We start from the raw sequence: 25,649 nt of genomic DNA, 5'->3' as shown, positions 1-25,649 counted from the left end.
CCACGGGACTCCGTGGCGCGAGCCGCTTCCGGTTGTGCGGAAGCGCGAGGCGCGGCGCCGCGCGCGGCGCCTCGCGCTGCCGCGCGTCAGTCGCGCCGGGCGCCCTGCGCGGCGTGCACCGTGAACACGGTGGGCTCGCGGTACCCGGCCGAGGCGAAGGCGGACGTGACGGCGTCCGTGATCGCGCCACGGGCCTCCCGGTCGACCAGCGCGATCGCCGCACCGCCGAAGCCGCCACCGGTCATGCGTGCGCCGACAGCGCCGTGCGCCATTGCCGTCTCGACCGCCAGGTCGAGCTCCGGCACCGAGATCTCGAAGTCGTCGCGCATCGACGCGTGCGAGGCGACGAGCAGCTCGCCGATCGCGCGCGGACCCTGCTCGCGGAGCGTGCGCACCGTGTCGAGGACGCGCTGGTCCTCGGTCACGATGTGCCGGACCCGTCGGAAGGTCTCGTCGTCGAGGAGCTCCTGTGCGCGGGGCAGGTCCTCGACGGCGACGTCGCGGAGTGCCTCGACGCCCATGGCCGCAGCGCCGCGCTCGCACGAGTCGCGCCGGGCCTTGTAGCCGCCCGTCGCGTGGGCGTGCTCGACGCGGGTGTCGATGACCAGGACCTCGAGCCCGTTGGCCTCGAGCGCGAGGTCGACCACGGCGGTGTCGAGTGTGCGGCAGTCGAGGAAGACGACCGCGTCCTGCTCACCGAGCAACGAGGCGGACTGGTCCATGATGCCGGTCGGGGCGCCGACGGCGTGGTTCTCGGAGTACTGCCCGACGCGGGCGAGTGCCTTGCGGTCGAGGCCGAGCTGCCACAGGTCGGTGAAGGCGAGCGCGACGCCGCACTCGATCGCGGCGCTCGACGACAGGCCGGCGCCGACCGGGACGTCCGACTCGATGAAGACGTCGAAGCCGGTCTTGTCGGACAGGTCGGCTCCGGCCTGCTCGCGGAGCGCCCAGGCGATGCCGAACACGTAGGCCGACCAGCCGTCCATGTTCTCCGGCGACAGCGCGTCGAGCGAGAGCTCGTGCACCGCGTCCGGCTCGAAGGCCGACGCGACCCGGATCAGCCGGTCGTCGCGCTGCGCGATCGACGCCACCGTCCGGCGGTCGATCGCGAACGGCAGCACGTAGCCGTCGTTGTAGTCGGTGTGCTCACCGATCAGGTTGACGCGGCCGGGCGCGGAGTACCGCACCGCCGGCTCGTACCCGTAGACCTGCTGGAACGTCATGCGCGTTCGATCCCTCCTCGGATGAACTCGGCCGCCTTCTCGGGCACGAGGTCCCCGATCCAGGCACCCATGGCGGCCTCGCTGCCGGCCAGGAACTTGAGCTTGTCCGCCGCGCGACGCGGGGACGTGATCTGCAGCATGAGCCGCACGGTGTCCCGCGCGGTGTGCACCGGCGCCTGGTGCCACGCGGCGATGTACGGCGTCGGGGTGTCGTAGAGCGCGTCGAGCCCGCGGGTGAGCCGCAGGTGCATGTGCGCCAGCTCGTCCTTCTCGGCGTCGGTCAGGCCGGCGAAGTCGGGGACGTGCCGGTGCGGCAGCATGTGGATCTCGATCGGCCAGCGGGCTGCGAACGGCACGAAGGCGGTGAAGTGCTCGCCCTGCAGCACCACGCGCTCGGAGGCACGCTCGTTCGCGAGGTGCTGCTCGAACAGGTCGGGACCGAAGCGCTCGATCGACGCGAGGAGCCGCTGCGTGCGGGGCGTGACGTACGGGTACGAGTAGATCTGCCCGTGCGGGTGGTGCAGCGTGACGCCGATCGCCTCGCCCCGGTTCTCGAACGGGAACACCTGCTGGATGCCGGGCATCGCCGACAGCGCCGCGGTGCGGTCCGCCCAGGCCTCGACCACGGTGCGGGCGCGTGACTCGCTGATGGAGGCGAACGAGCCGCTCGTCTCGGGGGAGAAGCACACGACCTCGCAACGACCGACGCTCCGGAGCTGGCGGTTGAGCCCGACGTCGGACAGCGATTCGAGCGACTCCGGGCCGTCCTCGGCCTCGAGCAGGGGTCCGAACGAGGGCGAGCGGTTCTCGAACACCGCGACGTCGTAGCGGCTCGGGATCTCCGACGGGTTCGCGGCGGTCTGCGGCGCGAGCGGGTCCTGGTCGGCCGGCGGCAGGAACACGCGGTTCTGCCGGCTCGCCGCGATGGACACCCACTCGCCGGTCAGGACGTCCTGCCGCATCCGAGCCGTCTCCGGTCGGGGGTCGAGGACACGCTGGTCGATGCTGCGCTCGGCGGGCAGCTGCGTGTCGGCGTCGTCGAAGTAGATGAGCTCGCGGCCGTCGGCGAGCGTCGTCACGCGCTTGGTGATCACCGACCCACCCTACCGCGCTCGTGAAGCGTTGCGAAAGGCTCCGTAAGTGCGCGAAACTCGTGTCGTGGACGACGACCTCTCCTTCCTCGCCGGGTCGCTGCCCGCGCCGCTGCGGCAGGACCGCATCGTCTCCATCGTCGAGGGCGCGCCCGGTCTGGTCCGGACCGCCGCCCTCGCGGCGGCGCTGGGCACGAGCGAGGTGACCGTCCGCCAGGACCTCGCCCTGCTCGACCAGGAGGCCCGCATCCGGCGGGTGCGCGGCGGTGCGGTCCGCCTCGGGGTCGGTTCCACCGAGCGCCCCTTCGAGGAGACCGCCGTCGAGCACCAGGTGGCGAAGGCCGCGATCGGCCGCGCTGCGGCCGACCTGGTCCGGTCGGGTCAGTGCGTCGTGCTCGACGTCGGCACCACGCCCGCGGCGGTCGCGGAGGCCCTGGTGGCGCGGTCCGACCTGGTCGACGTCACCGTCGTCACGAACTCGCTCACCACCGCACTCGCGCTCGAGCGGGCGGTCCCGCGCTTCACCGTCGTCGTCACCGGTGGCACCCTCCGGCCACTGCAGCACTCCCTCGTCGCGCCGTTCATGGGTGCCGTGCTGCCGATGATCGCCGCCGACCTGGTGTTCCTCGGGGGGACCGGACTCGACGTCGGGCACGGCCTGACGAACGTGAACCTGCCCGAGACCGAGGCGAAGCGGATGCTCGCCGCCGCGGCCCGGCGTACCGTCGTGGTGGCGGACGGCTCGAAGTTCGGCCGGGCCCACCTCGGTGTCGTCCGTCCGCTCGAGGACATCGACGTCGTCGTCACCGCCGGGGTCACGGCGGACGCGGTCGCTCCGATCCGGGCGGCCGGCGTCGAGGTGGTCGTGGCGGACGAGGACGGCCGTGCAGCACCAGACGGAAGGAAGTCGCAGCCATGACCGCAGCAGCACCCACCGGAGGGCAGTACCACCTCCGGCACGCAGGACCGGACGGGGTCGTCGAGGCCGTCGTCACCGAGGTCGCCGCGGGGATCCGGGAGCTCCGGGTCGCCGGGTTCGACCTGACCGAGCCGTTCCCGGTGACGTCGCTGCCGCCGGGCGCCGACGGCATCGTGCTCGTGCCGTGGCCGAACCGCGTCGCCGGTGCCGTCTGGGAGCTCGACGGGAAGCGGCAGCAGCTGGACGTCTCCGAGCCCAAGTACGGCAACGCCTCGCACGGGTTGCTGCGGTTCTCGCCGTACCGCGTGGTGTCGCAGACCGGGTCGTCGATCGAACAGCAGGCGACGATCCACCCGCAGCACGGCTGGCCCTTCACGCTCGAGACCCGCGTGCACCACGAGCTCGTCGACGACGGTGTCCGGGTGACCCACACCATCGTCAACCGCTCCGGCGTCCGCGCTCCGTTCGCGGTCGGCGCGCACCCGTACCTCCGTGCGGGCGACACCCCCGCCGAGGACCTCGTCGTCACGCTCGACGCCGCCACGGCGTTCACGGTCGACGAGCACAAGATCCCGGACGGCACGGTGTCCGTCGAGGGCGCGCCCTACGACCTGCGGTCCGGACAGCGCGCCGGGGACGCCGACCTCGACACCGCGTACCGGGACGTCGCCGCCGACGAGCACGGCGTGCGCCGCACGTCGCTGCACGGCCCGGAGGGCGACGGCGTCGAGCTCTGGCAGGACGAGTCGTTCCCGTACGTGCAGGTCTTCACGTCCCGCGAGTTCCCCCGCGGCGACGGCACCGGGCTCGCCGTGGCGGTGGAACCGATGACCGCGCCCGCGAACGCCCTGAACTCCGGCGAGGGCCTGCGCTGGCTCGAGCCCGACGAGTCGTGGACCGGCACCTGGGGCATCCGCCGCGTCTGGTCCTGAGCGCCGCGGTCTCGCCTGGGACCGCTCTGCCGGATCCTGACCCGGACCCGGACCCGGACCCGGCCGGACCCGGTCGTGGTTCCTGGTCGCGAGACATGCCGCTCAGGTCCTCGGCCAGCGGCACGTCGTGCGACCGGAACGATCTCGGGCGGCGCGTTGTGCGACCAGGACGGCGGGCACGAGACCTGCGAACGCGAGATGCATGCGCAGCACGTGAGCGACCACGAGACCTCCGGACACGACGAAGGCCGCCCCGTCCGGGGCGGCCTTCGTCGTACGTGCTTCCGGTGCGTCAGGCGCGGCGCATGCGCAGCGCCTCGACCGCGAGGGACTCCGTGCCGTAGCGCCCGATCTCCTGTGCCCAGGCCGGGTCGTCGCCGCGCAGGGCCGTGTACTCCTTGCCCTGCCGGCACACGTAGCCGAGGACGGCGGTGGCGGTGGCGACCTCGACGAAGTCGGTGCGGATGTGCCGCGTGGTGACGCGGGCGTTCCGGCGGAGGGTGTCGAGGAGGAGCTGGTTGCTCATCGTGGTGTTCGTCGCTGCGGCGAGCTCGACGATGCGGCGCGCGTCACCGGTGGTGCTGGCCTGCGTGGCGTCGATGGGCTCGGTCACGGTGTACCCCGTTCGTTCTCTGGTGCTGCGGTGCTGTTCGGTCCGTGGATCAGGACCGGGAACGACACTATCGGCGCTGTGCAGGCAAACCGCTGAACAGGGTCTGGACTGTGCACAAGACGCACCATGAACATCCTGTGACGGAGTTGTACCCCGGTAGGCGTCTCACGAGAGAGGAGGTGGGCCCCGTGGGGCTCGAACCCACGACCCTCGGATTAAAAGTCCGGTGCTCTACCAACTGAGCTAGAGGCCCTCACCCGCAAGGCTAGCGGGTGAGGGCCTCCAGACGAGAACCAGTGCTGTCGGTCAGCTGCGGCGCCCGGTGAGCGTCCGCAGGAGCCACATGACCACCGCGATGACGAGCAGCACGATGCCGACCCACAGCAGGAACTTGAGGCTCGCGGTGAAGCCACCGACGAACAGCAGGACGACCGCGATCACGGCCAGGATGACGAGCAGGGCGTTCATGGAGTCTCCTCTTCTCAACGTCCGGGAGGAGTGCCTCCCTGCCGGAGCACGGTACCCGTGCGCGCCCCGTTGCGTTCGTGGCGAACGGGGGACGTGGGCGTCGGCGGCCGCGCCTACACTCGCCGGGTGCCTCGCGATCACCACCGTCCCGTCCACTTCACCGACCAGGAGTTCGCCGCGATCCAGGGCGGCGAGGACCCGGCACTGGTGAACCGTGTCGCGCACGAGACGGCGAACGCGCTGCTCCACCGCGTGCGGCAGGACCCGGACCCGGCGGTGGTCGAGCGTCTCGTGACGTACACGGACGTGCACGGCATCGATGCGATCGCCGAGCTGTGGGCCCGCGTGGGCGCGCACACGCTCCCGGGGGCACTGTGGCGCATCTACCTGGTGCGGGTCGTCATCCGGCAGAACCCGGAGGAGATCGCGTACTTCTTCGAGCGGGGCACGGAGCGGATCGGCACGATCGACGAGGCCGTCGCGGGTGCCGAGCAGCCGACGGGTCCTGCGGAGATCCTGACCCTGGCGGACCACATCCTGCACGGCCTCTACACGGGGGACCTCGCGGTGGCGCTCGACCGCGGCGCGGCGTTCTGCCGGCTGACCGCGGCGGGCGCGACCTCGGTGGCGGACGACGCCGACCTGACCGCGGGGGACCGCGCGAGCGAGCTGACGCGTCGGGCGCTGCGCTTGACGGAGCTCGCGGCCGACCTGACCGAGGCGGCGGCGCTCTGGCGTCGCGACAGCCTGGACTGAGCGAGGGGCGGGGCGGATCGACGCCGCGCCTCCAGACCGGCTACCGCCCACGCCGGATCGCGCCCCCGCTCGGACGTCACACGCCTGAGCACACGGGGCGACGTCCGGGCGAGGGCGGGGCGCAGCGACAGACCGCGACGGCGGACGGCGACGAGCAGGGCCTGCGACGGTGGACGGCCTGACCCGACCGCCCCCGGACATGCGAAGACCGGGCCGCAGAAGCGCCTCTCGGCGCGAGGCCGCTCGAAGCGGCGAATTTTGGAGCCCGGGGCTTGCTGCGGCCCGGCGAGATCGATCCTACGAGACACGTCCTGTGCACGTGGCCGTGTTCACTCTCGGTGGACACGTTGCGCGGTCGGGCGCGTCACGGACACTCGCAGCCGCAGCGCACGCAGCCGCAGCGCGCGCAGCCGCAGCGCGCGCAGCCGCGCAGACGTGCCGTGCGTACATCCGCACCCTGCACACCGGGCGGGCGGACGCGCAGCAGGCGACCAGCAGACACGAGCCGGACACAGTTCCTGCACCCGGGACGGGCACGTCGCCCAATCCGCTCGGGCGACGGTGCCGAACAGTTGGTGTGACGCTCCTCGCGGACGTCACAGCGAGGGCCCGCTCGACCCGGTCCGGTACCCGCCGGTCAATTCCCTGCGGGTCGTGCGGCCCTCGCCCAGACTCCACCGCCGCGAGGATCCGAACCACCCGAACCCGACCTGCGAAGTGATTGCACATGTCGGAACCGATGCCACCGAGAGGGGGGAAACCTGCAATGCTTGCGCTCGTGGAACACGACACCGAGGCCTGGAGCTCCACCGAGCCCACCCCCGTGTCGCCTGACGATCTGCTCGCCCGCGTCGCCTCCGGCGACCAGGCAGCCTTCTCCGACCTCTACGACGCCCTGTCGGGTCGTGTGCTCGGTCTGGTGACGCGACTCCTGAAGGACCGCGCCCAGTCCGAGGAGGTCACGCAGGAGGTCTTCCTCGAGGTGTGGCAGCAGGCCACCCGCTTCGACCGTTCGCGCGGCACCGCCGCCAGCTGGGTCCTCACGATGGCCCACCGACGAGCGGTCGACCGGGTCCGGGCATCGCAGGCGTCGCACGACCGGGACACCAAGATCGGCATCCGCGACCTGGAGTCCGGTTTCGACCAGGTCTCCGAGTCGGTCGAGATCCGGATCGAGCACGAACGCGTCAGCCGCGCGCTCGCCAAGCTCACCGAGTTCCAACGCCAGGCGGTGCAGCTCGCGTACTACGGCGGCTACTCGCACAGCGAGATGGCCGAACGGCTCGGTGTCCCGATCGGCACCGTCAAGACCCGTCTCCGTGACGGGATGATCCGACTCCGAGACGAGATGGGGGTGACGTCATGACCGAACGCCACGACGACCCTGCCCTGCTCACCGGGTCGCACGCCCTGGACGCCCTCTCGGACGACGAGCGCGCGCTCCTCGAGCACGCTCTGACGACGTCGCCGGAACTGCAGGCCGAGACGGACTCGCTCCGCGAGACCGCGCTGCAGCTCGCGTACGCCGTCGAACCGATCGACCCTCCGGCGTCGCTCAAGGCGTCGCTGATGGCACAGATCGCACGGACCCCGCAGGCCGCGCCGACGGACCGCACGGCGCCGGTCGCCGGCCTGGAGGCTCCGCTCGCCTCCGCCGCGTCCCCCGCGCCCGTCGTCGGAGCAGCTCCCGCCCCGGCGCCGGTCGCCGAGACCGGGAACGTCATCGGTCTCGGAGCGGCTGACGCCGCCGGGTACGCCGACGGTGCGGCATCCGCGAAGGCCCGCCGCCGCTGGTTCCAGCGTCCGGCAGCCGCCCTGTCCGCCGCCGCCGCCGTCGCCGTGGTGTTCCTCGGTGTCGGGCTCGGCGTCGGCACGAACTTCGGCCAGACCGAGGGGACCAGCCCCGGGACCACGCAGGCCTCCGGCACGCTCGACTCGATCTACGCCGCGTCCGACTTCCAGCGCACGACCGCGAAGGTCCCCGGTGGGGGCTCCGCGACCGTGGTCTGGTCGCACGACGTGGGCAAGTCCGCGGTGATCCTCGACGGCGTCGAGCAGGCGCCGCAGGGCAAGACGTACGAGCTCTGGTACATCGGCTCCGAGGGTGGCGAGATCGTCCCCGCCGGTCTGGTCGACAGCGCCCGCAACGGCGTGCACACGGCGGTCCTCGACGGCAAGCTCACGCCGGGTGCGGCGATCGGCATGACGGTCGAGCCGGAGGGCGGCTCCGACCAGCCGACCTCGACGCCGCTCATGGCCGTCCCCACGACCCAGGCGTAGCACCCGCAGGGACGAACGGCGGGCGGCGGATCATCCGCTGCCCGCCGTTCGTCCGTGCGGGGCAGTGGAGCGCACGACGGAGGCCCGGTGCCGTCCGTGGCGGACGTGCACCGGGCCTCCAGGCCGACCGTCAGGAGACGGACCGGGCGCCGATCACCCGAAGCGACCCGAGACGTAGTCCTCGGTCGCCTGCACCGACGGGTTCGAGAAGATCGTCGCGGTGTCGTCGAACTCGATGAGCTTGCCGGGCGCACCGGTCCCCGCGATGTTGAAGAACGCGGTCTTGTCGCTGACGCGCGACGCCTGCTGCATGTTGTGCGTGACGATCACGATCGTGAAGTCCTTCTTGAGCTCCTCGATCAGGTCCTCGATCGCGAGGGTCGAGATCGGGTCGAGCGCCGAGCAGGGCTCGTCCATGAGCAGGACGTCCGGCTGCACGGCGATCGCCCGGGCGATGCAGAGCCGCTGCTGCTGCCCACCGGACAGGCCCATGCCGGGCTTCTCGAGGCGGTCCTTGACCTCGTTCCACAGGTTCGCGCCCTGCAGCGAGCGCTCGACGACGTCGTCGGCCTCGGACTTCGAGACGCGCTTGTTGTTGAGCTTCACGCCGGCGAGCACGTTGTCGCGGATCGACATCGTGGGGAACGGGTTCGGACGCTGGAACACCATGCCGACCTGCCGGCGGACGAGCACGGGGTCGACGCCCTGGCCGTAGAGGTCGTCGCCGTCGATCTTGACGGAGCCCTCGACGTACGCGCCGGGGATGACCTCGTGCATGCGGTTCAGCGTGCGGAGGAAGGTGGACTTGCCGCAGCCCGACGGGCCGATGAAGGCGGTGACGGTGCGGGGCTCGATCGTCATGTCGACGCCCTCGACGGCCTTGAACTTCGAGTAGTAGACGTTGAGGCCGTCGACCTCGATGCGCTTGGACACGTGGTTTCCTCCGGGGTGGGTGGTCGTTGCCGCTCCGCTGACGCGGTGCGCGGGCGGGCCGTGCTGGCCGATGCTGTCGGCCGGAGCGCGGGCGCTCGGTGCTAGCGGGGGAGCTTGGGGGCGAAGAGTCGGGTGATGAAGCGGGCGAGCAGGTTGAGCACCATCACGATGAGGATGAGCACGAGTGCCGCGGTCCAGGCCCGGTCGACGAACGGCACCGGGTTGGCGCCCTGCTGCGAGTACTGCGTGTACGCGAACACCGGCAGCGTCATCATCGGGTCCTTGAACAGGTCGTAGTTCATGCTCGCGGTGAAGCCGGCCGTCACGAGCAGCGGCGCGGTCTCGCCGATGACGCGCGCGATCGACAGCATGACGCCCGTGGTGATGCCGGCGAGGCTCGTCGGCAGCACCACCTTGAGGATCGTCAGGTACTTCGGCACGCCGAGTGCGTAGGACGCCTCGCGGAGCTCCATCGGGACGATCTTCAGGACCTCCTCGGTGGAGCGGACGACCACGGGGATCATCAGCACGCTCAGAGCGATCGAGCCGACGAGACCGAAGCGGGCACCGGGGCCGAGGAACAGCGCGAACAGCGAGTAGGCGAAGAGACCGGCGACGATCGACGGGATGCCCGTCATGACGTCGACGAAGAAGGTGATGCCCTTCGCGAGGGCGCCCTTGCCGTACTCGACCAGGTAGATCGAGGTGAGCAGGCCGATCGGCACGGAGATGAGCGCGGCGAACAGCGTGATCTCGAGCGTCCCGACGAGGGCGTGCAGTGCGCCGCCGCCCTCGGAGATGACGCCGCGCATCGACGAGTTGAAGTACTGGGCGTCGAAGCGGGCGAGGCCGTCGGCCAGGACCGTCCAGAGCAGCGACACCAGCGGCAGCACCGCGATGACGAAGGCCGTGACCACCAGCGAGGTGATCAGCCGGTCGACCGCCTTGCGCCCGCCCTCGACGATGCGCGAGACGACGACGATGAGCACGTCGAACAGGACGGTGCCGAGGAACAGGGCGGCGACGACGTTGAAGTCCTTCACCGCACCGCCTGCGTTCAGCAGGGCGAAGACCGCGACCAGGGCGACCCAGGAGCCGACGAGGAGGAGCCACGGCACGGACTTGTGCAGCTTGCCGTTGGCGTAGACGTTGCCGGCGGTGCCGGTCTGACGGAGGGCGAGGGACATCGGGCGTGACCTCTCAGGAGACCCGCTTGCGCACGATGTAGCGCGCCAGCATGTTGATGACCAGGGTGATGACGAAGAGGATCAGGCCCGACGCGACCAGTGCGTTCAGGGCCGTGCCCGACGCCTCGGCGAACTGCAGGGCGATGTTCGCCGCGATCGTCGAGGGGTTGAGCGACGTCAGCATCTGGAAGGTGACGTTCGTCGAGACCGACAGCACGAGGGCGATCGCCATCGTCTCGCCGAGCGCACGACCGAGGCCGAGCATGATCGCCGACACGATGCCGGACTTCGCGAACGGCAGGACGGACAGGCGGATCATCTCCCAGCGCGTGGCGCCGAGGGCGAGCGCGGCCTCCTCGTTGAGGGTCGGCGCCTGCAGGAAGATCTCGCGCATGACCGCGGTCATGATCGGGATCGCCATCACCGCGAGGACGATCGACGCGGTCAGGATCGTGCGGCCGGTACCGGACACCTGGCCGGAGAACAGCGGGAACCAGCCGAGGTACTCGTTGAGGAAGCCGTAGAACGGCTTGAGGAGCGGCGCGAGGACCACGATGCCCCAGAGGCCGTAGACGACCGACGGCACCGCGGCCAGCAGGTCGATGACGTACCCGAGCACCGGCGCGATGCGGCGCGGTGCGTAGTGCGAGATGAAGAGCGCGATGCCGAGGGAGAGCGGGACGGCGATCACGAGCGCGATGAGTGCCGAGTAGACGGTGCCGAAGACGAGCGGACCGACGTAGACCCAGAAGTTCGAGGCGTTGTTCGGCAGCTCACCGACCTTCGCCGAGAAGGCCGGGAGGCTCTGCCACACCAGGAAGGCGGCGACGAGCACGAGCACGAAGAGGATCAGGCTGCCGGCGACCACCGAGGCGGTCGAGAACACCCGGTCGCCGACGCGGACGACGGCCTTCGGCTTGGCGGGGGAGACGGTGGCCCCTGGCTGGGCCGGTGCGGTCGTCATGGGACTCCTGTCGGAGGGGAGGCCGGGCTCGTGGAGGAGCGGCCGGGGGAGGCGACGGGGTGGTGCTGGTGGGGCCGGGCGTACCCGGTGGTGCTGGTGCTGCGTCCGGGCCGGACGGGCGAGAACCCGGACGCCGGTCAGGGTGGGTGGGACCGGCGTCCGGGTGCTCAGCGGGCCTTACTTGATGGAGGCGACGGCCTTCGCGGCCTTCTCCGACAGGTCGGAGGAGAGGGCGGCCGACTTGGCCTCCTTCGCGGCGGCCTCCTGCGCGTCCTGCGTGACGACGTAGTCGAGGTAGCCCTTCACGAGCGCACCCTTGTCGGCGTCCTTGTACTCCTGGCAGGCGATCGCGTAGGAGACGAGGACCAGCGGCCACGCACCCTCGGCGGTGTCCTTGCGGTTGATGTCGATCGCGAGGTCGTTCTCCTCACGGCCCGAGACCGTCTCGGAGTCCGCGACGACCTTGGCAGCACCCTCGGCCGAGATCTCGGTGGCCTTGTCGCCGACCATGAGCTTCGCCTTGTCGAGGTCACCGGCGCCCGAGTCGTCGATGTAGGTGATGGCGTTCGAGGCGCTGGCCATCGCCGAGGCGACGCCCGAGGTGCCCTTGGCCGAGTCGCCGACCTGGTAGGGGAAGGTCTGGCTGGGCTCTTCGGTCCAGACGTCCGACGCGTTCGCCGAGACGTACTCGGAGAAGTTCTGCGTGGTGCCCGAGTCGTCCGAGCGGTGGATCACGGTGATGTTCGAGTCCGGCAGGTCGACGCCCTTGTTCAGGTCGGCGATCTCCGAGGCGTTCCACTTGGTGATCTTGCCCGAGAAGATGCCCGCGATGGTCTTCGCGTCGAGCGTCAGGTCGGAGACGCCGTCCACCTTGTAGGCGATGGCGATCGGGGAGATGTAGACCGGGATGTCGATGGCCTTGTCCGTGCACAGGTCGAACGAGCCCGAGAGCTCCTCGTCCTTCAGTGCAGCGTCGGAGCCGGCGAAGTCCGCGGCACCCGAGATGAAGTTCTTGCGACCGGCGCCGGAGCCGTCCGGCGAGTAGTTGACCGTCACGCCGGAGGCGACGTTCTGGAAGTTCGCAGCCCAGGTGGCCTCAGCGGTCTGCTGCGCCGACGAGCCGGAGCCGGTCAGCGTGCCCGAGAGCTTCGAGTAGTCGGTGCCCGAGCTCGAGGTCGGCGCTGCGGCGTCGCCGCTGCCGCTCTCGTTCGCCGCGCAGGAGGACAGCACGACGGCGCCGGCGATCGCGATCGCTGCGATCGAACCGATTCGCTTGATGTTCAACAGGGGTCCCTTCGGGAATGTCAGTGCAGGCGGGACCGCTGCTGGTCCCTCGGGCCGGTGCTGACCCGGGAGCGACTGTAGGGACGCGAGGTGACGGGGATGACGCTCCTCGGTGAACGGGAGGTGAACGAGGGGTTGTCCCGGCTCGGGTGCCGGACGACCGAGCCGTGGTGGGTGCAGGATCGGGTCACCGTGCGTGGGTGAGACCCATGCAGGTGCATCGGTTCACGCGGCGGCGGCGCGGGTCGGATCGCCGCGCCGAGCGCTGGTCCGAAGGGTCTTCGTCGTGGACTGTCCGGAGGCGCGGCTCACGACCGTCGCGGAGCCCGGCCTGGAGGCGCGGCTCACCACCGCCTCGGTTCTCGGCCTGGTGTTCACCGAGCGGACGGTCGTCTCCGCCCCGGTCGACTCAGGCCGGGACGGTGTTGCGGTGCGTCTCGACGGCGACGAGCTTCTCGCCCGCGATGTGGAGCACGGCGAAGTCCCCCACCGAGAGCATCGCGGCGCGGCGCAGGTCGAAGCGACGACGGTCGTCCGCGGTCGCGGAGGCGATGCGGGCGATGATGTCCGGCAGCACCGGACCGTGGGAGCAGAGCACCGCGGACTTGGCCTTCGCGATCCGCTTCTGCACGACGCCCTTGACGTCGGCGGCGCCGCGGTCGTGGGCGTCCTGGCTGATGTCCGTCGTGCTGGAGACACCGACCTTCGTGCGCGCGGAGAGCGGCTCGACGGTCGCGAGGCACCGCGCCGCCGTGCTGCTGACGATCTTCTTCGGACCGAACGCCGCGACGGGTGCTGCGACGGCCTTGGCCTGGGACCGTCCGACCGGCAGCAGCGGGCGGGTGGCGTCGGGGCCGTCCCAGTCCGAACCGGGCACGGTCTTCGCGTGCCGGAGGGCGATCAGCGCGAAGGTCCGGTGCTCACCGGCCGCGACGCGGTCGGCGAACCGGTCGAGGATCGCCACGTCGCGCTCGTACGTGAGCCGTGCCCGTGCCTGGTCGACGGTCACCCACTCGATCGCGGCGACCTCGTCGTTCGGACGGAACTTGCCCGCGCGGTCGTACTCCTTCGATCCGACGCGGGCGGCCCAGTAGTGCACGACCTTCTCGCGACCGCTCGGGAGCACGTACTCCGCCGTGCCGAGCGGCGCCCCGAGGTGCACGCGGTACCCGGTCTCCTCGTCGATCTCCCGGACGGCGGTCGTCGGTGTGCTCTCGCCGGGGTCGACCTTGCCCTTCGGCAGGGAGACGTCCTGATGGTGGTCCCGGTGGACGAGGAGCACCAGCGGTACTCCGTCCCGTTCGCGCCAGACGACCGCGCCCGCCGCGACGACGGGCCCCGTGGGGCCGCCGCTCACCGAGCCGAACGCTTCCGGGCCGAGATCTTCCGCATGAGCACATTCTGCACGTCGTCGAGCGGGCGGCCGTCCGGGTCGGTGGAGCGGCGCGTCCACTCGCCGTCGGACTCGAGGTGCCACGAGCTCGTCGTCTCCGCCATCGCCAGGTCGAACATCTCCTCGACTTCGGCCACGTGTGCCGGGTCGGTGAGCCGGACCAGAGCCTCGACGCGACGGTCGAGGTTGCGGTGCATCATGTCCGCCGAGCCGATGAACACCAGCGGGTCGCCGTCGTTGTGGAACGTGAAGGCACGCGAGTGCTCGAGGTAGCGGCCGACGACGCTCCGGACGCGGATCGTCTCGCTGACGCCTTCGATGCCCGGCTTGAGCGAGCAGATGCCGCGCACCCACACGTCGACGGGCACACCGGCCTGGCTCGCCAGGTAGAGGGCGTCGATGATCTGCTCGTCGACCATCGAGTTGACCTTGATCCGGATGCCGGACGGCTTGCCGGCGCGGGCGTTCGCGGCTTCGGTCTGGATCCGCTTCACGAGCCCCTTGCGCAGGTGCAGCGGCGCGACGAGCAGGCGCTTGAACTTCTTCTCGATCGCGTAGCCCGACAGCTCGTTGAACAAGCGGGTGAGGTCCTTGCCCACCGTGTCGTCCGCGGTGAACAGCCCCATGTCCTCGTAGATGCGGGACGTCTTCGGGTTGTAGTTGCCGGTACCGATGTGGCTGTAGTGCTTGAGCGTGCCACCCTCCTGCCGGATGACGAGCACGAGCTTCGAGTGCGTCTTCAGTCCGACCAGGCCGTAGACGACGTGCACACCGGCCTTCTCGAGCTTGCGCGCCCAGGTGATGTTGTTCTGCTCGTCGAACCGCGCCTTGATCTCGACCAGGGCCAGGACCTGCTTGCCCGCGGCGGCGGCGTCGATCAGGGCCTCGACGATCGGGCTGTCGCCGGACGTGCGGTACAGCGTCTGCTTGATCGCCAGGACGTTCGGGTCGGCGGCCGCCTGCTCGAGGAACGCCTGCACGCTCGTCGCGAAGGACTCGTACGGGTGGTGCACGAGGACGTCGCGCGAGGCGATGGCGCGGAACAGGTCGGGCTTCGTGTTCGGCTCACCCGGCTGGAACTGGACCGGCGTCGTCGGGACGTGGCGCGGGTAGTGGAGGTCCGGGCGGGCGATCTTCGCGATCTCGAACAGCCCGCCGAGGTCGAGCGGCGACGGCAGGCGGTAGACCTCCTGCTCGGTGATGTCGAGCTCACGCACCAGCAGGTCGAGGGTCACCGGGTCCATGTCCTCGGTGATCTCCAGGCGGATCGGCGGACCGAAGCGCCGCCGGAGCAGCTCGCGCTCGAGCGCCTGGATGAGGTTCTCGGCCTCGTCCTCCTCGATCTCGACGTCCTCGTTGCGGGTGACGCGGAAGACGTGGTGCTCGAGGACCTCCATCCCCGGGAACAGGTCGTCGAGGTGGTTCGCGATGAGGTCCTCGAGCGGGATGAAGCGCATGCGCCCGGATCCGTCGTCGGGCAGCGCGATGAAGCGGGAGAAGTTCTGCGGCACCTTGAGGCGCGCGAACTCCTGCCGCTGGGACTTGGGGTTGCGGACCCGGACGGCGAGGTTCAGCGACAGCCCCGAGATGTAGGGGAAGGGGTGTGCCGGGTCGACCGCGAGCGGCATGAGCACCGGGAAGATCCGCTCGTTGAAGTACTCACGCATGCGCAGCCGGTCGGCCTCGTCGAGGTCGGACCAGTGCTCGACGTGGATGCCCGCGGCGTCGAGGTCGGGCTTCAACGACTCGATGAAGGCGGCGGCGTGCCGGTCCTGCAGCTCGTGTGCCTTCGCCGCGATGTCGCGCAGCACGTCGCTCGGTGCTCGCCCGACGTTGGTCGGGACCGCGATCCCGGTGTCGATGCGACGCTTGAGGCCCGCGACGCGCACCATGAAGAACTCGTCGAGATTGGACGCGAAGATCGCCAGGAAGTTGGCGCGCTCGAGGAGTGGCTGCGTGCGGTCCTCACCCAGCTCGAGCACGCGCTGGTTGAAGCGGAGCCAGCTCAGCTCGCGGTCGAAGTAGCGGTCCGAGGGCAGCGACTCGTGCTCGATCTCGACGACCTCGTCGAAGTCGTCGAGGTCGGGAGCGACGGATTCGCCGTCGAGCTGCGGTTCGGTGTCCATGCCGACATCCTGCCACCAGCCCCCGCTGCCCGGAGGAGCACAGGTGGCCGCTGTGGAAACCGAGCGTGAACGACCCGCCTGTGCAGGGGCGTCTGCCTGTCGCGCCGGTCGTACCCCTCGAAGTGGGGGAGGAAACGTCACGATATACGGACGGTGACATTGCCGGGCTTCGCGGGTATGGTGGGCGGCGTTCAGGCCTCCGGGGGGATTCCACTGCGCGGGGGTGCAGGTACGAAGAGAATGAGGTTGACCATGTCGCGTGTCCTTTCCACCGAGCAGGCGAAGTCCGCCATCCGACAGATCCAGTCCATCGTGAACGGCGGCTTCACGGACCAGATCTCGCAGCTCGACGCCCAGGGGCGCATCCTGTCCGACTCGAACGTGTGGGACGGCCCGCTCGCCTCGACGTTCCGTGGGTCGACCTGGCCCGAGACCAAGGCTGCCCTCGACAAGGCGAAGACCGAGCTCGAGCAGCTCCGCACGCAGCTCGACAAGATCTCGCAGGACATCTTCACCGCGGGTGGCGGCGCGTAAGCACCCACCCCACGCCCGGTCCGCCGTCTCGGTGGGCCGGGCGTTCGCGGTCGGGGGGCCGACCGCACCACGAGAACGACCAGAACGAGCTGCAACACATCCGGGGGATGCACCATGGCCGACCTGCACGGCAACGAGCCCGTCGAGTTCGACAACGCGACGGCTGATGCGCTGATCCACGCGCTGAACGGTTCTGCTGAGTCCATCGACGGACAGAGCGGGAGCCGCACGTCCTACGTGACCACCGCGGCGCAGGAGTTCCGCGGGCACTTCTCCGACCTGTTCGCGAGCAACTCGGACAAGGCGCACAACGACGGCAGGACCATCGCCGACAACCTGCGGACCGTCGCGACATGGGTGCAGCAGATGAAGGAGGCGGCCGAGCGCGAGAACGCACGCCGCAAGAAGGCCCGCGACTGGTACGAGGAGCACGAGGACCGGAACTTCATCGAGTGGCTCGGCGACAGGTTGCACGGTGCGCCCCAGCCGCCGGAGGTCCACCACGAGGCAGCTCCGACGTTCCGTCCCGCTGACGGCCCGAGCACCGCGCGCGACACACCGGCCCCCGGCTCGGGTGGTGGTGGCGGCGGTGGTACCTCGTCAGCGCGCCCGGCTGATCTCCGTGCGTTCGCAACCGGCACGCGTTCCCTCGACCAGGCGCTCGAAGGGAAGCCGGCGCAGCTGCGGGGCAAGCTCGCCGAGTTCGCCGCGCGTTGCTCGTGGGGTCACATCGACGCGGGCGGACTGGTGAACGCGTTCGACAAGTGGCTGCAGGCGAACGGCCAGGACGCCACCTGGGCCGACACCGTCGCGGACGCCTTCACCGCGGCCGGGGGCGAGGGCAACGTCTCGACGGTCGCGGACTCCGCGCTCGCCGCGGCCCTCGCCGCCGCCGGTGTCTCCGAGACCCGCCAGGACCTGCAGTTCGAGCCGCCGTCGGCGTACGGCGCCCAGCCCACGACGGGCTTCTCGATGGACCCGGTCAACACCACGACCGGCAACTTCCTCGAACCGGAGCTCGACCTCGGGTTCACCGGTGCCTCGGCCTCGCTCGAGGTCACCCGCATGTACAACTCCCTCGACGAGCACGTCGGGGTCTTCGGCCCCGGCTGGTCCTCGATCCTCGAGACGCGCCTGCTCCTCGACGACGAGGGGGCGACATTCGTCGGCGCCGACGGCCGTCAGATCCGCTTCCCGCGTTCCGGCGAGGGCTGGGACCGCGGTGTCGGCGAGAACCGCTGGCTCGCCGCCGAGCGCGACCTCCTCGTCGTGCGCGACAACGCCGGGGTCCGGATCGACTTCACCCCGTCCGGTCTCTGGACCGGGCAGCGCGGCGGAGTCGGGACGGCGGTCCGGGTCGTCCGCGACGCCGACGACCTCGTCGTCCGCCTCGAGCACGAACGCGGCCGCTGGGTCGAGATCGAGCACGTCGACGGACGCGTCGCGGTCCTCCGGGCGTCCGACGGCCGACGGGTCGAGTACGGCTACGACGACCACGGGCGGCTCGTCAGCGTGACCGAACCCGTCGGGACCCGCCGCTACGTGTGGAACGACGACGACCTCATCGTCACCGTGACATCGGCTGCCGGGGTCGTCGAGGTCGACAACACCTACGACGACCAGCGCCGCGTGGTCGAACAGGTCAGCCCGCACGGCCGAGCGGTGCGCTTCGCCTACCTGCCCGGTCGCGTCACGGTCGTGTCCGACCACGACGGTTCGCGCGCGAACTCCTACATCGCCGACGCCAAGGGTCGGCTCGTCGGGGTCATCGACTCCGACGACCGACGGCAGTCGATGAGCTACGACCGGCACGGCAACCTCGTGTCGGCCACTGAGCGAGACGGCTCCGTCACGGTTCACGCCTACGACGACCGCGGTCGGAAGACCCGGACGGTGACCCCCTCCGGCGGTGACATCACCTACGGCTACGACGACCAGGACCGGGTGACCACCGTCGTCACCGAGGCCGGGGCGGTCGTGTCCTACCAGTACCACGGCGACGACCGCGACCCGTCCGTCATCGTCGATCCGGTCGGCGGCCGCACCGAGCTCACGTGGACGGACGGGGTCCTCACCCACGTGGTCGACCCGACCGGGGTCGTCCTCGACCTCGAGCACGACGACTTCGGCGAGCTGGTCGCGACCACGAACGCGGTCGGGGACACCGCCCGGATCGAGCGCGACGCCGCTGGTCGTCCCGTCGCCGCGGTCAGCCCGTCCGGTGCCCGGACCGAGTACCGCAGGGACGCGGCGGGGCTCCTCGTCGAGCGCCGCGACCCTGACGGTGCCGTCTGGCGGTACGAGCACACGGCCGGTGGGCGCGTCGCGGCGGTCATCGATCCGCTCGGAGCTCGCACCAGCTTCGAGTACGCGGCGAACGGCGAGCTGGCGACGACCGTCGACCCCCTGGGTCGGCGGGTCACGCGGACGTTCGACGACCAGGGGAACGTCGCCGCCTTCGCCCTGCCGGGTGACGCGGTCTGGACGTTCGCGCACGACGGGTTGTCGCGCCTCCAGGCCGTCACCGACCCGACGGGCGCGACGTGGCGGCACGAGTACGACGCCAACGGCGGCCTCGCCGCCACCGTCGACCCGACCGGCGTCCGGCAGGAGATCGCACGGGACGTCGCGACCGGCGTCGCGACCCTGCGTGATGCGTTCTCCGCGACCACGTTCCGTTTCGACGAGTTCGGGCGACCCGTCGAGCAGACGAGTGACGAGACCGGTTCCGAGCTGGCGACGTACGACGCAGCCGGACGGCCCGTCGAGCTCGTCGACGGCGAAGGCGGCCTGACGCGCATCGAGCGCGACCTGGGTGGGCGGGTGACCGCGATCGTCAGCCCGTCCGGCGCCCGCTCGACCTACGAGTACGACGCGTGCGGGCGTCCGTCCGCGGCCGCCGACGCCACAGGAGCGCGGACGACGCTCACGTACGACGCGGACTCCCGCGTCGTCGCCCGGACACTGCCCACCGGCGAGGTCGAGGAGACCACCTACGACGCCGTCGGCCGCGTGGTCGCGCAGACGACGGCGGGATCCGGCACGAGCCGGTACCGCTACGACCGGGCCGGGAGGCTCGTCTCCAGCCACGACGCACGCTTCGGTCACCGACGGTTCCGCTACGACGCTGCAGGGCAGCTCGTCGAGGCCGTCGACGGGCTCGGGGGCGCCACCCGCTTCGCCTACGACGGGCGGGGCCGGCTCACCGAGGTCACGGACCCCGCCGGCGGTGTCACGCGGCGCCGGTACGACGGAGCAGACCGCGTGGTCGCGGTCGTCGACCCGCTCGGCCGTGAGACGACGGCGCGGTACGACGCGGCCGGTCGCCAGGTGGAGCAGACCGACCCTGAGGGGCGCACCACCAGCTGGACCTTCGACGCTGCCGGCCGCTCGACGAAGGTCCTGGTCGACGGTCAGCTGGTGAGCGAGACCCGACGCGACGCCGTCGACCGCACCGTCGTCGTCACCGACCACACCCGTGGAGCGGGTCGGACGGTCGACCACGAGCTCGAGTACGACCGCCGCGGGCTCCTCGTTCGACGGAGCCGGGGTGGGCGTTCCGTGCGGTGGGAGTACGACGCCGATGGCAACCGGACTGCGCGGATCGACCCGACGGGTAGGCGAACAGAGTGGCGCCGTGACGCAGCGGGACGTGCGGTCGCGGTCGAGCGGAAGGGTCTCGCTACCGCCGCGTTCACGTACGACGCAGCCGGGCGGATCGTCCAGGCGTCGACCGGCGACGTCGTCCAGTCGTGGTCGTACGAGCGGGGTGCGCTGGTCGCCCACACGACGACGACGCCCGATGGCGCGTTTGTCACGCGCATCGAACGCAACGACCAGGGCCGGATCGTCGCGCTCGACGGTCCGGGCGGTCGTGTCGAGTACGCGTACGACGACGCCGGGCAGCTCGTCCGTGCCGGGAGCTCCGCGTGGGAGTACGGCGACGGTGGGCGGCTGCTCCGCGAGGTCGTCGACGGTGCTGCGACGACGTTCGAGTACGACGCTGCCGGGCAGCTCACGGCCTCCGTCCGAGGCGAGGAGCGGACGGAGTACCTGTACGACGGGCTCGGTCGACGGATCCGTCGTACCCGCCCGGACGGGTCGACCGAGAAGTACGCCTGGTCCGGCCTCGGGTCCCTGACCGCCGTCGTGTCGCGGGACCGTTCGTACGGTGAGACCGGTCGGGTCGAGATGTGGACCGACGTGCTCGGGGAACTCGCCGAGGTCGGCGGCGCCGAGGTGTGGTGGGACTCCGCCGCGCCGCTGCCCGCGATGGTGTCGATCGGCGGGAAGAACGTGCTCGACCTGCCGGGCGGCGCGGTCGCCGTGGGCGATGCCTGGTCGATCGCAGGCTGGCGGAGCGCTCGTTCCACGGACCCTTCGGACCCGTGGGCGGTGCTCGCCTCGGTTCAGGGAGCGGCGCTACCCACCGGCGTCTCGCTCACCGCGGACGGAGGGCTGTCGATCGCCGGGCTGGAGTGGCTCGGGGCGCGCGTGTACGACCCGGCGGCGCGGGGCTTCCTGTCGACCGACCCGATGGCGCCCGTGCTCGGTGGAGCGTGGTCGGCGAACCGGTACTCGTACGCCGGGAACGACCCGATGCACGCGATCGACCCCCTGGGGCTCCGACCGGCGACGGACAAGGACCTGGCGGCGTACCGGGATGCGAACCAGGGCGTGATCGGCGCAGTCCGAAACTGGGCCGATGAGCACTCGGATGTCATCTCTGCCGTCGCCATCGGAGTCGGTATCGGTGCGTCCATCGCGCTGATGTGCACCCCTGTCGGTCCTCTCGCCGCGATTGCGGTCGCGGCTGCCGGTGGCGCCGCCTTCGCTGGAGGAATCTCGATCCAGACGAACAAGGGCAAGGACGGCAAGGTCGATTGGGGGAAAGTTGGAGTGGACACAGCGATCGGCGGGTTGCTGGGTGCCTTCGGTGGAGCTGGTGTCGCGGCCGGCGCTCGGGTTGCACAGACCGCATCCAACGCCGGCCGAGTAGGGAGAGCGGTCGTCGCCAACATGTCAGTGAACGGCGGCGTTGGAGCAGTGGGATCTGGGGCGTCTTACTCGATCTACAATCAGGACAACTTCTCCTGGCGCGGGCTGGCGGGGAGCATGGTTGGCGGAGGTATCTCGAGCAGTCTTGGCGGCATTGCGGGGCCGACGGGCGGAACCTTGGCGAAGATCGGGCAGCCTGACGCGGCTTCAGCGGCGGCAGCGCGCATCTGGAGCGCAGGCATTGGTGGCGGTGGCAGCATGCTCGGCGGCTGGGCTGGCGACAAGGTTGGGGGCGAAGAGACAACCGGTTTCGATCTCCTCTGGGACGGCTCGTGGGGAGTGGCGGGAACATTCGTGCCGGGTGGTCCCACGCAATCATCGACGCTGAACCAGTTCGGACGCTTCGCGCCGAGTACCGTGGAAGGCGTGTTCAGTAATGGAGCCAATGCAGTGAGAACTTGGACTTCAGCGGGTGTTGGGGCCACCCTCGGTGTCGGAAGCGACGGCATGCGGGAAGCTCTCAAGAGCGTGGGCGGGCCGTGACGAACAAGCGAAGCCGTCCTAGAGCTGACGGTGGTGGCGTTCGACAGCCACGGGGAGTGCTGGTCACTTGCGGAGTGCTCGTCGTTGTCGGCACTCTGATCCCTCTCCTCTTCGCTGGTAGGGCTGCTTCCCAGGTGCTCGTGTACGTGCTGATCGGTACTTTCTTTGGATGCCTTGTCGGCGGTTTGAGCCTGCGCTTCCGTCCCGTCACGATAGGTATGCCGATAGTCGTGGTACTGATCTTCGTGGCGCTCTTTGTGTTCGAGCGTCTCGACGGGCTTTGGGCCTTTTCAGTACCGCCCTACTTGTTCGGATCTTTCGCTGCCGCCAGCGTGGGCTCGCACCTGCGCAGCCAAGCCAGGACGGCGCGGGAGCGTCGACTGACTGATCGCACTTGATTTGGAGTCGGGATGTTCAAGAAGACACCGAAGCGGGATGATGGCATTCCGGAGGCTGAGGTTGTCCCCTGGTCGACGTCGGAGGTGCGACTGAACCTCGTCAGAGAGGGTGCCAGACGAGGGCGACCGAAGTGGTTCGTCCAGGTCGAGTGCGGCGGTGTTTTCGGGCGTTTCCTCCGTTCAGATCTCGAAGCGCTTCTCGCTGGGCAGAAGCGGGTTATTGAGTCGCTGACGGAACAGCCGCTCCTGTACTTTGCATCACCAATTGATCTAGCTCCCACTTCTTTCGCGATGGAGTCGATGGCCGACGTGGCGCAAGACTCGGTCGCCCTTCTGGTCGAGTCCGAAGACCCACGTCCGCTCGCGGTATTAACGGCACCCGAAATCGACAAGGCCCGCCGATGGCTAGCGGTGTGACCGCGATCGCGCTGGGAACCGCTCCATCCCTCTTGGGGCCTTCGGTTGTCGGAGGGCGGAGCGACTCGGCCAAGAGTGGCACAGTCCTTGGTGTTCTCGCACAAGCGGCATTTCTTTCTTGCTCGGAAAGGCGGGCCGATCAACAATATCGACTGCGGCTCATTGGTGGGATCAAGCGCCGCGGATGAAGGAGTGAAGATTGGGTGGAGCGGCGATGCAGGGGGATATCTCGCTGAGACCGGGAACGGAGCAGCAACTTCGGCCTATTTCGGCGCCGACCCGAGCCTGCGTCGGCTGACCGGACGTGAGAAGCGCGGCCCAGTCGGCGGATTGAACGTCCCGACGGGGATCGCGGTACTTCCTTGATTCCGGACGCACTCAACGGAGTCGTGTCGGATGCGCAAGGGCCAAGATTCGTGCAGCTTCAAGGGCAAGGAGCCAACTGAGAGGTGGGAGTGCACGAGACACTCGGGGATTCATCGCAGGAGCGAGGTTGGAGGTCGAGGCCGAACGGGAATGCCGTTCGCCTGGTCTTGTTCGGAGTATTCGTCGTAGGCGCAGTCTTCTCGCTCTTCATTGGTCCGGCGTTGTTGACCAACTTCGATCGCTCGCATCGTACGGAAATTCGTTGCCACGTTGACGGAGCTGACGGGCGCGCAGCAAGGCCATCAAATCGCGGCGTCGGTGGCTCGATTCCGCAGGTGACGATCAGAACCTCGGATTGTGGCGACCTGATCTTGCGCGAGGGTGTGACGCGCGCAAACTCGGCTGATCTTGTCAAACAACTCAAAAGGAGCTCTGTCTTCGATATCCAAGTTGGAGAGGGTAGCTGGAAGTTACGGGGCGTGCTTGACGCTCTCCATCGCGATCCGACGGCGTTCAGTTTCTCGCCGGTTGACTGATGAGTAATCTCCCCCGGCTTCTCCGGCCGCTCAGCGGATCGGCACGCAGTTGAAGCCGGGGCAGTGGAGCTATGATTGGGGCGTTTCGAGGTGCAAGGATGAACCATGCTCGGCCAGTGGTTGGGAAGCGGGTCAAGGTGTTCGCCGTGCTTGCCCTTATCGTGCTGGGGCCTCTCGCCCTCCTGATCGGAGGGTCGTTGGCTCTTGTTGCTCATGACAAGTCGCACCTCATCTCGATTGACTGCACAGTCACGAGTGCAGAGTCAGCTGCCGGCTCTACGCGTTCGTCGAAGGGGATCGGCAGTTCCACGAACCAGGTCTTCATCAAGACGAACTGCGGAGAGTTCGTTCTCGAGGCTGGCGTGACTACTGCCAACTGCGCTGAGATAGCAAACGAGCTTGATCGCGGAGGCCGTTACGAATTCGATGTCGGCGAAGAATCCTGGAGGTTGCGGAGCTTCCTTGAAGCCGTCGGCATCGCTCGCGTGGTGTACGGGTACGAGCCCGTCTTGGGGAGCTGAGCGCCTTCAGCTGGTGTTTCTGGACCGAATCTTCGGCGGTCCTCGGGTGCTTCGCGGGCCGATCGGCAGTCTCGAGTGAGATTCATGGACCGGGATCAAATGCCGAGACAAAGGAATGAAGACTGGGTGAAGCGGCGATGCAGAGGCTGTGGATCGCGGGGTGAGGGCGGCCGTGGAGGACTGATGGAAGAACCGAAGGCTGAGTCGGGACCGGCAAGACGGGTGGGATGGCGCTTCTACCGTGCCCTCGGACTCGTCGTCGTCGTCGCCTCGGTTGCGCTGGTCGGCCCGTTCGCGCTGAGTTGGATCGACGCCGCCATTCGTGTGCAGATCATCTGTTCCGTAGAGGCGGCAGAACCGCTGAAAGGAGGGAGTGTGACGAGGGCGGGTTCGGGCACGTCGTTCAATGAGATCGAGATCACAACGAGTGACTGTGGGAAACTCTTGCTGCGTCGGGGGGTGACAGCGGAAAACGCTTCGGAACTCGCTGGGCAGTTGATGAGCGGAGGCAATTACCGATTTGAGGCCGGGCAAGGGTCCTACGCTATCCGCTCCGTGCTGCGACTGATCGGACGGGATGTGACAGTGGAGCGACCAGTTCAAGTCCATTGATCACGCCTGACCAAGGCGTCGGCTACTCCTTGGCTGAGATCGCTCGGCCGGCACAGCGCTCTACTCGCCGATGGTACCGCCAGCGGCGTTGTCGGCGGTCTGGCCGGTCCAGCAGGTGAACACTCGGGCAGAGGCTGTGGCCCTGACTAAGGACCTTCTCAGTAACGGGGCAGTCGCGGAGACGATTTGGCTGGCACTCACCGGAGGGGGTCATGCGCTCGGCTCGGTGACGCAGAACCTCGTTGGTGGTGAACGAGTTGATGCTGGTAGGGCACTCACATCGGGCGGCATCGGTATGAGCGCGGGCGCATTGACGGACGCTTTGCCCTGCAACAAGATGCACGGAGTTGGTACGAATGGGTCACCGGTCCGGAGGTCAGCAATCGGCGCACGCTCCCGTCATGAGCAGCTGAGGCGGTCGTCGTCGCCCGGGTTCAAGAGGGAAACTGACGTGAGCGACTGTCGTGCGGAACATGCGATTCGTGAGACCGATGGTGGTCCGGTAGCCGGAGTGGCGAATTGAGAGCGAGGGGTGCGTGTCGCACAGCAGGCTGA

Annotated in this window: 21 protein-coding genes and 1 tRNA gene; 11 read left to right on the top strand and 11 right to left on the bottom strand. The window is 69.4% G+C overall.

Annotated elements, in window-relative coordinates:
* Positions 1–86 precede the first annotated feature (86 nt).
* Both galK and galT read right to left on the bottom strand, forming a co-directional pair.
* Complete coding sequence (gene galK / locus PIJ49_RS06450; RefSeq protein ID WP_271826120.1) at positions 87–1,223, bottom strand: galactokinase; 1,137 nt, start codon at positions 1,221–1,223, stop codon at positions 87–89.
* On the bottom strand, positions 1,220–2,317 hold the full coding sequence (gene galT, locus PIJ49_RS06445; RefSeq protein WP_251155251.1) for a galactose-1-phosphate uridylyltransferase: 1,098 nt from the start codon (positions 2,315–2,317) through the stop codon (positions 1,220–1,222). The genes galK and galT overlap by 4 nt, the downstream gene beginning before the upstream one ends.
* Before the next feature lie 64 nt (positions 2,318–2,381).
* On the opposite strand from galT, the gene PIJ49_RS06440 reads away from it, so the two are divergent.
* Together PIJ49_RS06440 and PIJ49_RS06435 are read left to right on the top strand one after the other, a co-directional pair.
* Positions 2,382–3,233 carry a DeoR/GlpR family DNA-binding transcription regulator gene (locus tag PIJ49_RS06440; protein ID WP_066656748.1) on the top strand — a complete coding sequence of 284 codons (852 nt, stop codon included), beginning with the start codon at positions 2,382–2,384 and terminating at the stop codon, positions 3,231–3,233.
* A complete protein-coding gene (locus PIJ49_RS06435; protein ID WP_271826119.1) occupies positions 3,230–4,165 on the top strand; it encodes an aldose 1-epimerase family protein in 936 nt (311 codons plus the stop codon). Before PIJ49_RS06440 ends, PIJ49_RS06435 begins: the two co-directional genes overlap by 4 nt.
* A 292-nt stretch (positions 4,166–4,457) precedes the next feature.
* On the opposite strand, the gene PIJ49_RS06430 is transcribed toward PIJ49_RS06435, so the two are convergent.
* The 3 genes from PIJ49_RS06430 to PIJ49_RS06420 all read right to left on the bottom strand — a co-directional run bounded on the left by PIJ49_RS06430 (position 4,458) and on the right by PIJ49_RS06420 (position 5,246).
* Complete coding sequence (locus PIJ49_RS06430) at positions 4,458–4,778, bottom strand: hypothetical protein (protein WP_066656746.1); 321 nt, start codon at positions 4,776–4,778, stop codon at positions 4,458–4,460.
* 180 nt (positions 4,779–4,958) lie between these two features.
* Positions 4,959–5,031, bottom strand: a tRNA-Lys gene (locus tag PIJ49_RS06425).
* Positions 5,032–5,084: 53 nt separating this feature from the next.
* A complete protein-coding gene (locus PIJ49_RS06420) occupies positions 5,085–5,246 on the bottom strand; it encodes a DUF2207 domain-containing protein (protein WP_139197360.1) in 162 nt (53 codons plus the stop codon).
* 126 nt (positions 5,247–5,372) lie between these two features.
* Between PIJ49_RS06420 and PIJ49_RS06415 the strand changes: the two genes are divergently transcribed.
* The 3 genes from PIJ49_RS06415 to PIJ49_RS06405 all read left to right on the top strand — a co-directional run bounded on the left by PIJ49_RS06415 (position 5,373) and on the right by PIJ49_RS06405 (position 8,282).
* On the top strand, positions 5,373–6,002 hold the full coding sequence (locus PIJ49_RS06415) for a DNA-directed RNA polymerase subunit beta (RefSeq protein WP_066658739.1): 630 nt from the start codon (positions 5,373–5,375) through the stop codon (positions 6,000–6,002).
* Between the two features lie 766 nt (positions 6,003–6,768).
* Positions 6,769–7,368, top strand: a complete 600-nt coding sequence (locus PIJ49_RS06410) for a sigma-70 family RNA polymerase sigma factor (RefSeq protein ID WP_066656745.1) — start codon at positions 6,769–6,771, stop codon at positions 7,366–7,368.
* Positions 7,365–8,282, top strand: coding sequence for an anti-sigma factor (locus PIJ49_RS06405; protein ID WP_066656742.1), 918 nt, complete (start codon positions 7,365–7,367; stop codon positions 8,280–8,282). Before PIJ49_RS06410 ends, PIJ49_RS06405 begins: the two co-directional genes overlap by 4 nt.
* A gap of 153 nt (positions 8,283–8,435) precedes the next feature.
* On the opposite strand, the gene pstB is transcribed toward PIJ49_RS06405, so the two are convergent.
* The 6 genes from pstB to PIJ49_RS06375 form a co-directional block, all read right to left on the bottom strand.
* Positions 8,436–9,215 (bottom strand): phosphate ABC transporter ATP-binding protein PstB, encoded by a 780-nt coding sequence (pstB, locus tag PIJ49_RS06400; protein ID WP_066656740.1) that lies wholly within the window; start codon positions 9,213–9,215, stop codon positions 8,436–8,438.
* Between the two features lie 101 nt (positions 9,216–9,316).
* Positions 9,317–10,402: a phosphate ABC transporter permease PstA gene (pstA, locus tag PIJ49_RS06395; protein ID WP_066656738.1), complete on the bottom strand. Its 1,086-nt coding sequence runs from the start codon at positions 10,400–10,402 to the stop codon at positions 9,317–9,319.
* 13 nt (positions 10,403–10,415) lie between these two features.
* A complete protein-coding gene (gene pstC / locus PIJ49_RS06390; RefSeq protein ID WP_066656736.1) occupies positions 10,416–11,366 on the bottom strand; it encodes a phosphate ABC transporter permease subunit PstC in 951 nt (316 codons plus the stop codon).
* Positions 11,367–11,543: 177 nt separating this feature from the next.
* Positions 11,544–12,650, bottom strand: a complete 1,107-nt coding sequence (locus PIJ49_RS06385; protein ID WP_251155256.1) for a phosphate ABC transporter substrate-binding protein PstS — start codon at positions 12,648–12,650, stop codon at positions 11,544–11,546.
* 409 nt (positions 12,651–13,059) lie between these two features.
* Positions 13,060–14,007: an NUDIX hydrolase gene (locus tag PIJ49_RS06380; RefSeq protein ID WP_271826116.1), complete on the bottom strand. Its 948-nt coding sequence runs from the start codon at positions 14,005–14,007 to the stop codon at positions 13,060–13,062.
* Positions 14,004–16,169 carry an RNA degradosome polyphosphate kinase gene (locus PIJ49_RS06375; RefSeq protein ID WP_251155257.1) on the bottom strand — a complete coding sequence of 722 codons (2,166 nt, stop codon included), beginning with the start codon at positions 16,167–16,169 and terminating at the stop codon, positions 14,004–14,006. Before PIJ49_RS06375 ends, PIJ49_RS06380 begins: the two co-directional genes overlap by 4 nt.
* A gap of 252 nt (positions 16,170–16,421) precedes the next feature.
* On the opposite strand from PIJ49_RS06375, the gene PIJ49_RS06370 reads away from it, so the two are divergent.
* The 6 genes from PIJ49_RS06370 (at position 16,422) to PIJ49_RS06345 (ending at position 25,094) form a co-directional block, all read left to right on the top strand.
* A complete protein-coding gene (locus PIJ49_RS06370) occupies positions 16,422–16,703 on the top strand; it encodes a hypothetical protein (RefSeq protein ID WP_058740961.1) in 282 nt (93 codons plus the stop codon).
* A gap of 114 nt (positions 16,704–16,817) precedes the next feature.
* On the top strand, positions 16,818–22,244 hold the full coding sequence (locus PIJ49_RS06365; protein WP_271826114.1) for a DUF6531 domain-containing protein: 5,427 nt from the start codon (positions 16,818–16,820) through the stop codon (positions 22,242–22,244).
* Positions 22,245–22,384: 140 nt separating this feature from the next.
* Positions 22,385–22,642 (top strand): hypothetical protein, encoded by a 258-nt coding sequence (locus tag PIJ49_RS06360; RefSeq protein ID WP_271826113.1) that lies wholly within the window; start codon positions 22,385–22,387, stop codon positions 22,640–22,642.
* A gap of 12 nt (positions 22,643–22,654) precedes the next feature.
* Positions 22,655–23,059, top strand: a complete 405-nt coding sequence (locus PIJ49_RS06355) for a hypothetical protein (protein WP_271826112.1) — start codon at positions 22,655–22,657, stop codon at positions 23,057–23,059.
* A 1,018-nt stretch (positions 23,060–24,077) separates the two neighbouring features.
* The gene (locus tag PIJ49_RS06350) at positions 24,078–24,482 is read left to right on the top strand and encodes a hypothetical protein (RefSeq protein ID WP_271826111.1); all 405 of its coding nucleotides are present in this window, start codon (positions 24,078–24,080) and stop codon (positions 24,480–24,482) included.
* Positions 24,483–24,665: 183 nt separating this feature from the next.
* Positions 24,666–25,094, top strand: coding sequence for a hypothetical protein (locus PIJ49_RS06345; protein ID WP_271826110.1), 429 nt, complete (start codon positions 24,666–24,668; stop codon positions 25,092–25,094).
* The last annotated feature ends 555 nt before the right edge of the window (positions 25,095–25,649 follow it).

This window comes from Curtobacterium uvaldense (genome assembly GCF_028307415.1).
Taxonomy (GTDB): Bacteria; Actinomycetota; Actinomycetes; order Actinomycetales; family Microbacteriaceae; genus Curtobacterium.
Note: the sequence above shows the minus strand (reverse complement) of the source record. Positions and strands in the feature narration are given on the sequence as shown.